9 protein-coding genes are annotated in these 15,675 nt (G+C 39.6%); 5 read left to right on the plus strand and 4 right to left on the minus strand.

Translation table 11 applies throughout. From position 1 onward, the window contains the following. The 4 genes from ACFSR6_RS17325 to ACFSR6_RS17340 form a co-directional block, all read right to left on the minus strand. On the minus strand, window positions 1-1,461 hold the full coding sequence (locus tag ACFSR6_RS17325; protein WP_379081148.1) for a TolC family protein: 1,461 nt from the start codon (window positions 1,459-1,461) through the stop codon (window positions 1-3). A gap of 16 nt (window positions 1,462-1,477) precedes the next feature. Then, window positions 1,478-2,842, minus strand: a complete 1,365-nt coding sequence (locus ACFSR6_RS17330; protein ID WP_379081151.1) for an HlyD family secretion protein — start codon at window positions 2,840-2,842, stop codon at window positions 1,478-1,480. Next, a complete protein-coding gene (locus ACFSR6_RS17335; RefSeq protein WP_379081153.1) occupies window positions 2,835-3,839 on the minus strand; it encodes an ABC transporter transmembrane domain-containing protein in 1,005 nt (334 codons plus the stop codon). The genes ACFSR6_RS17330 and ACFSR6_RS17335 overlap by 8 nt, the downstream gene beginning before the upstream one ends. Before the next feature lie 149 nt (window positions 3,840-3,988). Further along, on the minus strand, window positions 3,989-4,327 hold the full coding sequence (locus tag ACFSR6_RS17340; protein ID WP_379081155.1) for a hypothetical protein: 339 nt from the start codon (window positions 4,325-4,327) through the stop codon (window positions 3,989-3,991). A gap of 370 nt (window positions 4,328-4,697) precedes the next feature. Between ACFSR6_RS17340 and ACFSR6_RS17345 the strand changes: the two genes are divergently transcribed. The 5 genes from ACFSR6_RS17345 (at window position 4,698) to ACFSR6_RS17365 (ending at window position 15,459) form a co-directional block, all read left to right on the plus strand. Then, the gene (locus tag ACFSR6_RS17345) at window positions 4,698-5,912 is read left to right on the plus strand and encodes a Pycsar system effector family protein (protein WP_379081157.1); all 1,215 of its coding nucleotides are present in this window, start codon (window positions 4,698-4,700) and stop codon (window positions 5,910-5,912) included. Continuing rightward, complete coding sequence (gene ppk1 / locus ACFSR6_RS17350; protein WP_379081159.1) at window positions 5,912-7,951, plus strand: polyphosphate kinase 1; 2,040 nt, start codon at window positions 5,912-5,914, stop codon at window positions 7,949-7,951. Before ACFSR6_RS17345 ends, ppk1 begins: the two co-directional genes overlap by 1 nt. Window positions 7,952-8,182: 231 nt before the next feature. Next, a complete protein-coding gene (locus tag ACFSR6_RS17355) occupies window positions 8,183-9,097 on the plus strand; it encodes an SdiA-regulated domain-containing protein (protein ID WP_379081161.1) in 915 nt (304 codons plus the stop codon). Between the two features lie 191 nt (window positions 9,098-9,288). After that, complete coding sequence (locus ACFSR6_RS17360) at window positions 9,289-12,894, plus strand: BamA/TamA family outer membrane protein (RefSeq protein WP_379081163.1); 3,606 nt, start codon at window positions 9,289-9,291, stop codon at window positions 12,892-12,894. A gap of 141 nt (window positions 12,895-13,035) precedes the next feature. After that, window positions 13,036-15,459 (plus strand): GAF domain-containing protein, encoded by a 2,424-nt coding sequence (locus ACFSR6_RS17365; RefSeq protein WP_379081166.1) that lies wholly within the window; start codon window positions 13,036-13,038, stop codon window positions 15,457-15,459. Window positions 15,460-15,675: the final 216 nt, after the last annotated feature.

Consider the following 15,675-nt stretch of genomic DNA (forward strand, 5'->3'; position numbering starts at 1 on the left):
TTAATTCATGATTTCTCTCGTTCCTGCCTTATAATATAGCTCTGCCAGTGTTTTCTGGTAGCCGGCTATCATACTTTCCTGCTTAATTTTCATGTCAATCAGTTTAGTTTCCCTGCTGTTGATTAAAAAAAGTGTGCTTTCGCCCAGGCTAAACTTCTGGTTCTCCCCGTTAACCAGGATTTGCTGGTTTTCGATGCTTTTTACCTGTAAAGCAAGCTGTGCAGAATAAGCAGAGAGATCGTTATAAGAGGCAATTACATTGTTCCTGATTTCTCTTCCAAACTGTTTAATGTCGTAATCAAGCTCCAACTGTTTGATTTTTACTTCCCTTAATTTACCCCGCTCTGACCGGAGGAAAAGCGGAAAAGCGAACTCTATACCAAACTTATAATTGCTCCAGTTAAAATCGTAATATCCGGGTATGTTGCTGTTAAAACCGGTACGGTTAGAAATCAGGTTACCGATTAAGTTCAGTTTAGGCTTTAGCAATTCCTGGCGGTAACTTTTTTCGATAGCCAGTTGTTCGCCTTTACTTTTCAGTTTTAAAAGCTCAGGATGTTGATTAGCTGCCTGGCCCAAAAGGGTGTCCAATAATAGGGGATTGGGCTTGCCGATTGCCAACAATGTATTTTGTGGAATAGCCTCAACCGGGAGTTCCAATGGAGAGCCCTGATCATTCCAAAGGTGGTTAGAGAGGATCAGCCTTGCGTTTTGAAGTTCAATAGTCGTTTTTTCTTTTTGTATCATCCGCTCCTGTACGGTGATGTAGGCCTCAACAGAATCGATTGTGGGCTTATCGCCGATAAGCGTTTGCGCACTTAGTGCTTTGAACCGGCGTTGCGCCAGGTCCAAACCTTCATTAACTAGCGCAAATTGTTTGTAGGCATAGTACCAGTTCCAATAATCCTTTACTATTCCATACCAAACGCTATTAATCTGTTTCAGCTGATCGGCCTCTGCATATTCAACCATTATTTTAGATTGGCGGAGCGTACTTCGCCTTGCATCAATAATGAGTCCCTGCCCTAAGGGAATACTTAAACCAATAGCAGATAAACCTTGCTGGCCGGTTCGGTTTTCCGGATCGATGTAGTTACCCACGTTGCGGTCGTAGCCTAGTTTAAGGTCTGCTCCGGCAAGCCAAAGCGGAATTTTTAGCTCACTGTTCCATTTATTATAATATTCGGTATCGCCAAATAATTTTCTGCTGAATCCTGCCTTTAATGCCGGATCAAAATAACCTAAAGACTGTAATACCTTTGCCCTTGCAGATTCGCTCAACAGTGCAGCCTGCTTCATCACCGGATGATACCTGAAAACCATCTGTTGCAGATCTTCAAGGCTGAAAACTTTTCCGCTGTCTATGCTTTTTTTTACAACGGGATTTTGGGCGAAGTTTATTTTGACCGATAGCAGTATTATGATGAATACCGTAGATATTTTTTTTAAAGTCAATTTCATTTTTACAACCGCTAAACTATTTTTTGTCTTTCATGTCTGTTGCAGGTTCTTTATCTAAACTTGGCGGAAAACCATTCAATTGGCGCCATATTTCGTACCACAGGGGTACCGACCGGAGGATAATTCGGCCGTAAACGCCAGAGCCTTGTCTTAATTGATTTGGCCAGGGCTCATCCTTAGTAGGAACCGGATTGGTCTGGCTTACCAAAAGACGGTATTTTCCTCCCGTACTGCTCGTACGATCGATGGAGAATACTTTACCTGCAAAAGTACCTACCGCTACCGATGGCCATCCTGAAAACTGCACCGATGGCCAGCCTTCAAATTGCAGGCGGACATCACTGGTGTCCAGTATGAGGGGAACATCCATTGCACTTACATAAAGTTCAGCAGCAACCATTGGCGATTTTGGCTGTAAGGTAGCTACCGATTCTCCTTCTTTAATGTTTTCGCCAATACCTGCCTTTAAGGTTTTAACAATAAAACCACTTTGAGGGGCCCTCACTACATAGAGGCCACGCCTGATGCTGAGGTTTGAAATATCGTTGCGTAATTTTGCAATGTCTCCCTGTGCACTTACCTTACCAGATATGGCCGAACTCATGTCTGATTGTGCTTTTGACATCGATTCCTGGTATTTTGCCCTAATGTTATCGAGTTCAATCCTGGCATTTAGTAAATTCTGCACTGAGTTATTTAATTTATTCCGCTGGCTGATCACTTTCGCATTATCTTCCTGTAGTTTAAGCCGGCGTGTTTCAATGTCAGTAAGCGAAAAAAGCCCGTTTTTGTATCCTGTTTCGTACCTTTCCAGGCGCACTTTTGTAGTTTCATAAAATTTTTGGACAGCCAGTAGTTCGGCACTATCGATACTTACATAATTTCTGGCCTGTAATACCTTATTTTCTGCCGCTTTCATTTGAAAATGCAATCCTTCAGTAAGTGCTTTCATTTGTGCTTTGGTTGCATCTATTTTCTGCACAGCAGCTGTTTCACTGCCCCGTTTGGCATCAAGCTGTTCGTTTAGGCGCGAAGGGAGTTCAGGATCAAAATAAGATTGACTGGTTTCTGAAATCAGGAGTATCGTATCGCCTTTTTTTACTTCCTGCCCTTCCCGTACTGCCCAATGTTCAATACGGCCACCAATCTGGTTCTGTATGGTTTGAGGCCGGTCTTCAGGCCTAAGCGCTGTTACAGTTCCGCGCCCAGGGATGGTTTGTCGATAAGGAAGGAATAACAGCAGTACAAAAAAAGCCATGATGAATAATAGTATCCTGCCCAGTCTTTTAGGACCTTTTGCATTTATAATTTTACGGTTGGCATGTACCGAAAGTGATTCCCAGTTTTGAAGCTGAGCCAAATTGCTCCCTGTGTTAGCCATGATTCAGTTCTCCTTCCTCCAACTCCAGGTCGGTTACTACAGCAAGCTTTTCGCTTCCTGTAATCATGTCAAACACCGTATTCAGGTTGGTCATCAGTTTTTCAATGGCATAGCTGATCTGCACGATAATTACCTCAGCGGCCACAAACTGCCCAAAAGTCATTTGGCGTTCTACAACGAAATAAGAGCCTAAAAGCAATAAGGCGCCCATCAATATGGTACGCATGGCAACTGCACTGATGAAAAATTTTTTCAAAACACCGAAATGATCATTCCGCGATTGGATGTAGTTTGCTGTGATTTTATCCGTCTGTTCAATAATCTCTTTTCTCTTGGCCTCACTCTGCCTGTAGGTATCCAGATCGGAAGCAATTTCCTCCAGATAGGCAACCACCTCATATTTATAGCCAGATTCTTCAATGCTCGTTTCTACACCGCGGCGATAATATAAGATCAGGATCAAAGCGATTACAATGAGCACAAATGTGCCAAAGGCCATAAAAACAGGGTGATAGAAGGAAAGCAGTATTACGCTAAAAAATATAAGTACGGCTGCAGCAACAATATCAACCAGTAGTTTGGTCAGGCCTTTTTGTATGGTGAGGATATCAAAAAAACGGTTAACAAGCTCGGTAGGGTTTTCTCCCTCAAGGGCCTTCTTTTTAATTCTTGGCAAGCGGAAGGCAAATTCGAGGGCAGCTTTTGTGAAAATTTTCTGCTCCAGGAATTCGACCAGCGTTAATTGCCCTATAAGCAATAAACCGCCAACAACTATACCAACTAAAATTACGGTAATAAGGATATAGGTTGAGCTATACATTGCTCCATTGGATAGCAGGTTAAAAACGGCGCTTGTTCCAAGTGGAAGCGAAAGGCCGATTAAGCCAATTAAGATGGCATAAACATAGATATAATTGATGGTTTTGCGTTCAAGATGAAGCATAAGCACCAACCTTTGCCATGGCGAACGTGCACTAGCAGTGTGACGATTTTTCATTAATATTAATTCAGATAAACAAACTATACTCCAATGTTTTGGAATAATTTTACTGGTAGATAATGTGTAATAATTATAAACTATAGCATCCCCATTAACACACTCAAAGGCATGTTTAAGACATTATGATGTTTGAGACCCACTGGGCGTTAAGAATGTGTGTCTGGAGGCGGGGTAGGGACATTCTTGGCAGGAAAACTGCAGGATCTGAAGCGATAGGTGTATTTGTTTACCGGAGATTGATCAGCCAGAAAAGGGTTTAAGCATGCTGTTAGCGAGGAATCAAAAAACAGCATTTTTTTCTTTAGTTTATCGAACGATTCTTCTTCTTTACCTTTGTTTTCTTCGCTGCTTTTTTCCACGGCGTAGGCATGATCAGAAGATAAGAATGTACTCAGAGAGAATGCAAAAAATTTTGTGGCAAGCAGGCCCAATACCAATAGGCCAAAAATGTTTTTCCATAATTTTTTTCTCAGGTAATTCATCATCTACAATGCAAATATAAGACAGAAAAACCAGGATTGAGATATTGAAAAGCAGATTGGGTTCTTTTTTTCAAAGCCTGACATAATTTTAATACTAGTATTAAAACGGGATTAAAAACGGGGTAAATATTTGATTAGTAGATTTAATTATTGTTTAAAGCTTCAGGCTTGTAACTCATCAGCAATTCTTCCATGGCTAAGTATATCAGGTTTTTCAGACTAATTTTCCAATATCCATAATTCATACCTCATTCTTTTTAAAAAATTAAGTAATTTTATAATGATAAAAAATCAAAACAATTTCGGTTTAAAAAGATTTTAAGAAAATGCATTTTCCAAAAAATAACTTATTATTACTTCCATATTTACGTTCATGAACTATAAACAATTGCAGGAAGATGTAGAACAGTATGTTAGCAATTACTTCCAAACCCATAACGATCCGCGGTTGGTTTATCATAATTTTGAGCATACGCAGGAGGTTGTAAATGCAGCACAGCAGATTGCCAATCACTATCAACTTAACGAGCAGGATTTTTTCACGGTAACCGTTGCTGCCTATTTTCATGATACCGGCTATTTCGAAGATGCCTTAAACCATGAGGCAAAAGGCGCAGAACTGGCTAACGTGTTTCTAACCAAACACAAAGTCAATCAGGAAGTTCAGGATAATGTGAAGAGTGCCATATTGGCAACAAAAATACCACAGAAACCTAAAAATGAAATCGACAGGATTATCTGTGATGCAGATCTTTTTCACTTGGGTTTGCCTGATTTCCGTGCAAAAGGAAAACTGATGCATAAGGAAAACGAGCTGATTTATAAGAAAGACATCAGCAAGCTCGAGTGGCGTAAAAGAGATATCCAGTTTATGGAGTCGCACCATTACCATACTGATTATGCCAACCTCTTACTGAATGATCAGAAACAAAAAAATATCGAAAAACTGAAAAGTAAACTAACTGCACAGGAAGAAATCAGTACCGAACTCGAAGAGCCTAAAAATTTTGCACCGGTAATTATTAAAGATAAGAAGAAGAAAGACAAAGACGACAGGCCCGATAAAGGTATCGAAACCATGTTCAGGATTACTTCGGCCAACAACCAACGTTTGAGCGATATGGCCGATAATAAGGCGCACATCCTCATTACGGTAAACTCGATCATGCTTTCGTTAATCGTGAGTTTGTTATTAAGGCGCCTCGAAGATCATGGCAACCTCATTATTCCAACCTTTATTTTGTTGATGGTAAGTTTAACCTGTGTGGTAGTTTCCATTTTATCAACCCGTCCGTCTATTCCAAAAGGCGAATTTACCCAGGAGGATATGGACAAGAAAAAAGTAAACCTTTTGTTTTTTGGTAATTTCTATAAAATGAGCCTGCCAAGTTACACCGAAGGCATGATCAAGGTGATGAATGATAAAGACTTTTTATACGGGACCCTCATTACCGATGTATATTCGCAAGGTGTTGTGCTGGGGCGCAAATATAAATTGATTCGCCTGGCTTATAATATTTTCATGTTTGGCTTAATTGCAGCAGTACTGGCGTTTGTAATTGCTTATGCTGCTTACGGTAAACTTTAATGGAGCATACAGTAGAAACCTTTTTTTTTAACAGGGATTTAAGCTGGTTAAAATTTAACGAGCGTATTTTAATGGAAGCCGAACGCAATAACGTTCCGCTTTTAGAAAGAATTAAGTTTTTATCGATATTTTCTTCCAACCTCGATGAGTTTTACCGGGTAAGGATGCCTGTGCTGCTTGCCCTCGAAAAATTAAGCAACAAAGAAGATAACGATATCAAGATCGATGATAATTTATTGAGTACGGCCAATGAGCTCATTTCCGGTCAGCAACAGCGTTATGGAAAAGTGCTGAAATCGGACATTATTCCTCGGCTCAAAGAAAATAAGATCAATTTAATCTATGGTCAGTCCTTTCCTGAAGAAATCCGGAAAAGCGTAACCCGCTATTTCCTCAGTCAGGTTATGGCCTTTTTACAGCCGGTTTATATTAATCCCGACACTAACTTTTTCCCTACCAATAACGAACTCTATTTTCTGATTACCTTAAAGCAGAATGACCAAACTGAAACCGTTGTTTTAAATATCCCTTCCAATCAATTACCGCGTTTTTATAAAGTAGAAGCGGGAGAAGAAACCTATATTGTTTTTTTGGATGATATTGTCCGTTTTCATTTAGACAGGGTTTTTCATGAAGCAGAAATTACTGGTTGTTACAGCTTCAAAATCACGAGAGATGCCGAAATCGACCTGAAAGATGAGTACTCAGGCAGTTTATCCGAACAGCTGGAAAAGCAGTTGCTTAAACGTGATTCTGGGCTCGCTACGCGGTTTCTTCATCAGCCAGGTATACCTGCCCATGTTTTCGAGCTGCTTAAAAAAGTGTTCAACCTTAAAAAGGCCAATAGGATAGAAGGCGGACAGTACCACAACCTGAAAGATTTTATGGCTTTCCCGGTTAATGCTCCAAAACTATCCAACCAGAACTGGCCTAAACTCTGCAATACCGATCTTATTGATGGGTCTTTAACCGAGGCCATTTATAAAAACGATATCATTGTACATATACCTTATCAAAGTTACGACAGTGTGCTGCGTTTTTTTAACGAAGCTGCAGTTGATGAAGATGTAAGGGAAATCTATATTACGCTTTACAGGGTGGCCAGCGATTCGAAAATTGCAAATGCATTGATCAGTGCTGCAAAAAACGGGAAAAAAGTAACTGTTTTGGTAGAGCTTAAGGCCCGTTTTGATGAAGCCAATAACATTAAGTGGGCCAAGAAGATGAAAGAGGTAGGAGTTGATATCATTTATAGTGTTACCGCTTTAAAAGTTCACGCCAAAGTGGCCCTGGTAAAACGGCAGACAGGCAACCGGATGCATTATACAGGTTTGTTTGCTACGGGCAATTTTAATGAAAGTACAGCTGCCTTTTATACCGATCATATTTTAATGACTGCCAATAAGGAAATGCTCCGTGAAGTGGAGCTGCTCTTTATTTTTCTTGCCAAGAGGGTTAAACCAACTTCAGCTGATCAGATCAAATTCAGCCATTTATTGGTTGCCCAGTTTAACCTGCAACAGGTTTTTCTGGAATTGATTGACCGGGAGATCGAACATGCAAAACAGGGGAAACCATCGGGTATTACCATTAAAATGAATAACCTCGAAGAAAAAGTATTGATCAATAAACTTTATGAGGCTTCGCAGGCAGGTGTAAAGATTGAGATGATTGTAAGGAGTATCTGCCGTTTGGTTCCAGGGGTAAAAGGAATGAGCGAAAATATCAGGATTACCCGTATTGTTGATCGTTATTTAGAACACGGGCGTATTTTTATCTTTCATAACCTGGGCAATAATGATGTTTACCTGGGCTCTGCCGATTGGATGAACCGGAACATTTACCGCAGGATTGAAGTCTGTTTTCCTATTTATAATGAGCAGATTAAACAGGAAATAATGGCGATTATTGAAATCCAGAAACGCGATAATGTGCAGGCGGTTTACATAGATGAGAACATGGATAATATTCCTGTTAAAACTGGCGAGGTTCTTGTTTCCTCTCAGCATGATATTTACGAATTATTGAAAAATAAATAAAGCATGCTGTGGTCTGTGCTTTCTATATGGTCGTCATTTCAGATGAAGTTCCACAAAGTAGTCGTCATTTCGACTGAAGCACGGTCCCGAATCTTCGGGAGAGAAATCTATGAGAGTAGCTTTCAATAGATCTCTCCACTACGGTCGAGATGACGATCAAGTAGTATTGAATGAAACATGTCATGGTTTGGGTTCACAGGCCATGCCCCATAAACATTAAAATTTTACCCTATGAAATACAATAAAACCTTTTTAGCCTCAGGATTTCTAATAGCTTCAGCTTTTTTTAATGTATCATGTGTTAATAGTAACCGCGATGATAAACAAACCGACTCAGCAAGCATGGCATCTTCAACAAACGGAGTAGTAAAATCAGATTTTCCTTATGATCTGGCCAATCCGGTAAAATACAACATGCCACATAACCTTTTCGAAATTTCTGGTATTGTATTTCATAATGGCGATCCTAAGGAAGTATTTGCCATCCAGGATGAAGATGGCGATCTTTTTCATTTAGGTTTGGGCGATAAAGAGTCAAAATTTACAAAATTTGGTGGAAAAGGCGATTATGAAGATGTAACCATCATCAAAAATTATTTCATTGTATTAAAAAGCAATGGCGAACTGCACACCTTTCCTGTAGCTGAGCTGGGTAAACCCGAAGCCACCAATGTGACCAAAACCAAGGGGCTGGTGCCTAAAGCTGAATATGAAGGACTGGCAGCAGATGAGAAAAAAAACATGATTTATGTATTAACTAAAGATAGCAAACCCGATTCTAAAGCAAAAGCTTCCAGTATTTATGGTTTTAAGGTTGCCGATGATGCCTCGTTAACAGCAGCCGGAGAATTTAGCCTTTCGCATAAAGCAATCGAAAAAGCATCCGGAAGCTCAAAATCAAGGTTCCGTCCCTCTGCATTGGCTAAAAATCCCAAAACCAACGAGTGGTACATCCTTTCATCAGTAAATAAACTTTTGGTAATTACCGATGCTGATTTTAAAGTTAAAGCAACACATGCACTAGATCCGGGTTTATTTAACCAACCGGAAGGCATCGCCTTCGATCGCGATAATAACCTTTATATCTCGAATGAGGGTGGAACTCTTGCTGCCGGTAATATTTTGTTGTTTAAATTGAAGAAATAAGGTTAAATAAAACCCTTTCGTAAAATTGTTATCCTGAACTTGTTTCAGGATCTTTCATGCTATATAGCTACAAGGCAATTGAAAATACTACTTCTACTTGTAAAGTAAATTCAGCACGATGGCGCGATGGAAAAAATCCTCAAGAAACAAACTAAATTTTAAAATAACTATCTTTATACAAACCTCGCACTATGATTAAAAGCTTTACCCTTTTTTCCATCTTATTTTTAATCAATTTTATTGCCTTTGCACAGGATGATGTAAAATACCGTGTAATTCTTTTTGGCGATGCAGGCGAAATGAATCAAGCCCAGATGCAGAATTTAAAAAATGCTGCAAAACAAATTCTTCCCAAAAAAACAACCGTACTTTACCTTGGCGATAACATTTATCCAACGGGAATGGGATTGCCTGGCAGTTTAGAAGAAGAAGAGACTAAAAAAATATTACGCTCACAGTTCGAGCCGATGCGTCAAATGGGTGCTGCGGTATATTTTGTACCCGGCAACCATGACTGGGATAAATCCGGACCAAAAGGATTGGCCAAAATAAAGGCACAGGGCGATTATCTAAGGGCACAGAACGATCCTTTGCTGAGACTGATCCCCGACAATGGTTGCCCCGATCCCATAGCCATTAATCTTACAGATAAACTTACCATCATTGCTTACGATAGCGAATGGTGGCTTTTTCCGTATAATAAATCCAATCCAAATGGCGATTGCGACTGTCGTACCAAAGATGAAGTGCTTGTAAAAATGGAGCAATTGCTCGAAGAAAATAAGGATAAAGTAATCCTTTTGGCGTCGCACCATCCGTTTCAGAGCTACGGTCCGCATGGAGGCTATTTTAATTTAAGAAACCATATTTTTCCGCTTACTTCGCTAAACAAAAACCTGTACATTCCTTTACCGGTTTTGGGTTCTGTTTATCCGTTGTTGCGTTCCACTTTGTTAAGTCCAGAAGATTTAAACCATCCGGCCTATAAGGATATGATTAAATCTGTAACAGATGTGTTTGGCGATTATCCAAATGTAACTTATGTTGCCGGACATGAGCACGGGTTGCAATTGATAAAAGGCAAGCAGTTGCAGATTGTTAGCGGTTCTGGCTCAAAAGTATCGCCAAATAAAGAGGGCAAAACCTCCCTGTTTCACGAAATGCAGCAGGGTTATGTAGTGGCCGATCAGCTAAAAAACAACGATATGCGCTACGAATATTACATTTATTCAGATACCAGCGTTAAACGTGTTTACAGTTATATTAAAAAGTTTGAAGCCATTCCCAAGAAAGTACGTAACAGGGATAAACCGATCACTGCCGATAGCATTGTGATACGGATTAAACCCGAATATGATAGTGTAGGCCGTTTTCACCGTTTTATTTTCGGCGAAAATTACCGTAAAGAATATGCTGAAAAGACCAAGGTGCCTGTGCTGCGGATTTCCCAGATGATGGGTGGTTTAAAAGCAACCCAGCGTGGCGGCGGTAATCAATCGCGGTCGTTACGTTTAGAAGATAAAAATGGTAAAGAATACGTATTGCGCAGTGTAGAGAAATATCCTGAAGTACTTTTGCCTGCTGCCTTGCGCGAAACCTTTGCCAAAGATGTTATTAAAGATAACATGTCGGCACAGCATCCGTTTACGGCTTTGGTTGTGCCAGATCTGGCTAATGCAGGTGGCATTGCGCATAGCAATCCGATTATCGGCTGGGTGTCTCCCGATGATAATTTAGGTGAGTTTGAGGCCGTTTTTGCCAATACCCTCTGTTTATTTGAAGAACGCGAGCCAACCGGCGATTCAGATAATTCTCCAAAAATGGACAGAAAACTTACCGAGGATAATGATAATAGACTGGATGGTGCATCCTGGGTGAGGGCAAGGGCATTTGATGTGTTATTAGGCGATTGGGACAGGCACGAAGACCAATGGCGATGGAAAGCAACCAAAACCAAAGATGGCCTGATTTATACTCCGGTTCCGAGAGATCGCGACCAGGTATTTTTCAGGTCTGACGGCTTCTTACAGCGTTATGCACAATCATCTTCCTTATTACCAATGATGCAGGGATACGAACGTGGCATACAGAATATCAATTGGTTTTTATGGGAAGGAAGAGAAATCAGCAGCCGTTGGACAGCCAATATTGATGAAAAAGAATTTGATCAGATTGTAAAAGATTTCTGTGCTAACTACAACGATGCTGTTTTCGAAAAAGCATTGAAAAAACTGCCTGAACCAAGTTATTCAATGCACCATGATGCATTTTTGGCCGAGCTGCGGAACAGAATTGCCACTTTGCCAAAATTGATGAACCAGTATTATCACTTCTTTAACAGGATTGTTGATATCGAGGTAACGAATAAAAATGAGCTGATCCAGATCACCGATGCTAATGATAAAGGTTTACGGGTGAAAATCAATAAAATTTCAAAAGAAGGGAATGTTAAAGGGGAACTCTTCGACAGGAAATTCGATCCTAAAGTAACCAAAGAAATCAGGGTGTACATGCACAACGGTAACGATAGTTTAATCCTGGACAATAAAAATTCGAACATTAAAATCAGGATTATTGGTGGAAAAGGCAACAAAGTGTACGATTTTGCAAATAGCAATGGTTTGGTTAGGTTATACGGCAGAAAAGATAAAGCTACTTACAATGGCAATGATGCCGATAAGATCAGAAAAATAATCTCTAATGATACTTCGAATTTCAGCTACATTCCTAAAGATATGTACCGCAGAAATACCTGGCTGTTAAATGCAGGTTACAACCAGGATGATGGAATATTATTGGGTTTAATCTATAAACAAACTAATCCAGGATTCAGGAAACAACCTTACGGCAATTCGCAAACCATTTCTTTCCTGCATTCATTTTCTACAAGAGCTTTTAAGTTTAATTATAAAGGGGAGTGGTTAAAAGCTTTAGGCAAGGGGGATATTGTGGTAAAAGCCGATGCTTTTGCACCGAACAATACACAGAATTTCTTTGGTTTGGGTAATCAAACCCATTTCGATGAACATGGCGATGATATCAGGTATTACCGTGCACGTTACAACCTTTACCAGTTGGATGCTGCTATCAGGTGGCGCCGTCCTAAATCTACTTTTAGTGTTGGTCCGACATGGCAGTATTACAAATACAATCAGGAAGACAATAACGGGCGTTTTATCGAGAATCCATCACTCTTGCATTCTTCCGATTCGCTGACCGTTCGCAACGAAAAAATGTTTGCCGGCGCATTTATCAATTTCACCAATAATACCCGCGATAACGATCTGTTGCCAACATTGGGCAGTTATATTGATTTTAAGGTTTTAGGATACAAAGGTGTTAACCAGTATTCTAATTCTTTCGGACAGTTTACAGGCAGCATCGCCCTGTATAAAAATCTCGATGGCAGAAAAAATTTCATTCTGGCAGACCGTTTTGGCGGTGGTGTAACCATCGGTAAACCTGCATTTTATCAGGCCCTTTATCTTGGCGGACAGGGCAACCTGCTTGGTTACCGCCAGTTTAGGTTTGCCGGCGAACATACATTTTACAACAATTTAGAGCTTAGGGCCAAACTTGGCGACCTGGTAAGTTATGTTTTACCCGGACAAATTGGCTTATTGGGATTTTATGATGTTGGCAGGGTATGGAAACGTGACGAAGCATCGACAATATGGCACCACGGTGTAGGAGGGGGCGTTTATTTCGCACCGGCATCACTTGCGGTTGTACGATTTGTGATGGGACACTCTTCAGATGGCTGGTATCCTTATGTTTCGCTTAATTTTAGGTACTAAATTTGTGTAACATATTTATTGGTGTAATATCCAACTATTACGTTCAACAGACGAAGATTGCTTTAATGAGTGCGTATCTTTGCAACGAATTAGTAATTAAATAGATAACTGTAATTTTTACACTATAGCAAAACTGATACAATGAATACCAATGTCATACAGATACATAAAAACGAATGTATACATTGCCAGGTAGATTCTTCTCTATCTTTCCGCCCGCTCGTGGAGTATTTAAAAGGCAGATTGAAAACAGAGAAATCGGTAAAATCTGAATTTTACAGGTTTTTACTTCAAAAGATTGAAAAGGACGATGTGCTGCTTGGTAACATCAGTGCCGAAGATTTATCTCAATATAAAGATACTTTAGAACTAATTTTCACTATTCTAACTCCTTTAATGGATAATGAAAATGATCTGTTTTGGGCATTAAGTACGCCAATTCCAGATCAGATTTTCTTTAGCACCAATGCATTTTATAAATTTTTTAAGGATCACGACCCTAAAAATAAAGTAACAAAAGATAATGAACCCGTAGAGAAAAAACAGCTTAAATTTATCTATAATGCTATTTTGAGCCGTTTTTATAATTTTACGCCATTATTGAAAAATGAGATCATATATGCTCATATTAACCCCGAAACTAAGCTTACGCAGTATTATAATATACAAACAGATACCAAGTTTGTAGATATTCTGCATAAGGGCGATCTGCCTGAGCTTAATTTTGAAGAACTGGGCAGGTATTTTCAGAACGATACAGAATTGGAATACCTGGTGGAGCATTTGCCGTTGAGTAATTTTCATTTTGAAGGGTTTACCATTATTTCGATAACGGATGTCACCCTGCAACATGCTATTGACGGTATCCGCGATGCACTGGTTGATCACAATTATCAAACAGAATCTTATAAACACGTTATACACGCCTTAAAAACCCTGAGCGGTAACGGACAACTTGAATTTGGTTTAATGCCCTTTTTAACTGTGAATAACAAACTGGTTTTTGATAATCAGGAATTTTCACAGAGCATGCTCATCAATTCAGCAAAATCGTCCAACCTCGAAGAGGAAGTTTTTTATTCGCTGGTAGAAAAATATAAAGAAAACCCCAGGGCAATTTTTGTAAGTGCCATTAATGAAGATCAGATCAGCAAAGACCCCTTTTTAAGGGTTTTAAAAGAGGCAGGTGTTTGTTCTTATTCGGTATTGCCTATTTATTACAATAACCAGCTGGCTGGCGTTTTAGAAGTTTATTCGGAAGAAGAAGTGTTGGTTGATGATAAGCTTTTATCGAGGTTACGTCCGGCAATGCCTTTGATTGGTCAGCTTTTCCAATACAGTATCGAAGAATTTGATGCCAAAATGGACGAGGTACTGATGGATAAATTTACGGCTTTACAACCTTCTGTACAGTGGAAATTTAACGAAGCTGTTTGGCACTTCCTTCAGAACAATGGCAATCAGAAATTAAAGGAAATTGAAACCATCACCTTTAAGCACATGTACCCGCTGTTTGGTGCAATTGATATCCGCAATTCTACAATAGAGCGTAACAAAGCTTTAAAAGATGATATGAAAGTGCAATTAAACAGCTTGATTGATACTTTGAAAGCCATCCGTAAGCATGTTTCTTTAGAGCTTACCGATAAGTTATTGTTCAATTGTAAAGACTGGATTAAACGTATCGGTGATTTTGCTTCTTCAAACGAAGAAAATAAACTGAATGAGTTTTTGGAAATAGAGGTTTATCCCTTTTTATCCATCATAAAAGGTAACTATCCGGTAACTGCAGAATTTGTAGACCGTTATTTTGAGGTAATTGTGCCACAAACAGGTGCTGCTTTTGCAAACCGCAGGCAATTAGAAGTTTCGATGCAATTGATTAATACCCAGGTAAGTCAATACCTCGAAAAATCGCAGGCAAATTTACAGGCTTCATACCCTTGTTATTTTGCCAAATTCAGAACGGATGGAGTGGAGTACGACATTTATATTGGCCAGGAAATAGCACCTGATAAACCTTTTGATCTTTTGTACCTGAAAAACATCCGTTTGTGGCAGTTAACTTCAATGGTAGATATTGCCCGTTTATCAAAGGGACTGATCAGCGAAATGCCACGTTCATTGGAAACTACGCAATTGATTTTTATCCACTCCAACGCGATTGATATTAGCTTCAGGAACGACGAACGCCGCTTCGATGTAGAAGGTGCTTACAATATCCGTTATGAAGTTGTTAAAAAGCGTATCGATAAGGTATTGATTAAAGGTACCGATGAACGCTTAACGCAACCACATAAAATTGCTATGGTCTATTTCAACCCTGAAGAAGCCAAAGAATATATGGAGTATATTAAATACATGCAGGTTCAAGGTTTTTTAAACGACGATTTGGAAGAATTAGAACTTGATGAACTACAAGGGGTTTCTGGTTTGAAAGCTTTAAGGGTAGGCGTAAAATATTTAGAACCTAAAACAGGTACTAAAGATGATGTGGCGAAAAAGCTTAAGCCTAAAGAAGTAAAATCTATTGAGAAAGAAATTGCCAAGGTGCTGCAGAGGTAGTAGGGAGTAGCTAAATTTATCCGGTAAGCATCCTCAGGAAATCGTCACCCTGAATTCGTTTCAGGGGCTTTTATAACAGATAGATCTCTCCCTGCCAATACCGGCTGGCATTCTGCCAGGTTCCAATCGGGATGACGCGCTTATTATTTAAGATGTAGCCAATAATTGTATATTCCATCGATAACAAAAAACCTCCTGATGATCTCATCAGAAGGT

It is taken from the genome of Pedobacter vanadiisoli, assembly GCF_042684385.1.
Taxonomy (GTDB): domain Bacteria; phylum Bacteroidota; class Bacteroidia; order Sphingobacteriales; family Sphingobacteriaceae; genus Pedobacter; species Pedobacter vanadiisoli.

What these genes read in the sequence shown, in the direction of transcription:
- ppk1 (WP_379081159.1), top strand. Translation starts at nt 5,912, where the DNA reads ATGGAGCATACAGTAGAAACCTTTTTTTTTAACAGGGATTTAAGCTGG.
- ACFSR6_RS17340 (WP_379081155.1), bottom strand. Translation starts at nt 4,327, where the DNA reads ATGATGAATTACCTGAGAAAAAAATTATGGAAAAACATTTTTGGCCTA.
- ACFSR6_RS17330 (WP_379081151.1), bottom strand. Translation starts at nt 2,842, where the DNA reads ATGGCTAACACAGGGAGCAATTTGGCTCAGCTTCAAAACTGGGAATCA.
- ACFSR6_RS17355 (WP_379081161.1), top strand. Translation starts at nt 8,183, where the DNA reads ATGAAATACAATAAAACCTTTTTAGCCTCAGGATTTCTAATAGCTTCA.
- ACFSR6_RS17325 (WP_379081148.1), bottom strand. Translation starts at nt 1,461, where the DNA reads ATGAAATTGACTTTAAAAAAAATATCTACGGTATTCATCATAATACTG.
- ACFSR6_RS17345 (WP_379081157.1), top strand. Translation starts at nt 4,698, where the DNA reads ATGAACTATAAACAATTGCAGGAAGATGTAGAACAGTATGTTAGCAAT.
- ACFSR6_RS17365 (WP_379081166.1), top strand. Translation starts at nt 13,036, where the DNA reads ATGAATACCAATGTCATACAGATACATAAAAACGAATGTATACATTGC.
- ACFSR6_RS17335 (WP_379081153.1), bottom strand. Translation starts at nt 3,839, where the DNA reads ATGAAAAATCGTCACACTGCTAGTGCACGTTCGCCATGGCAAAGGTTG.
- ACFSR6_RS17360 (WP_379081163.1), top strand. Translation starts at nt 9,289, where the DNA reads ATGATTAAAAGCTTTACCCTTTTTTCCATCTTATTTTTAATCAATTTT.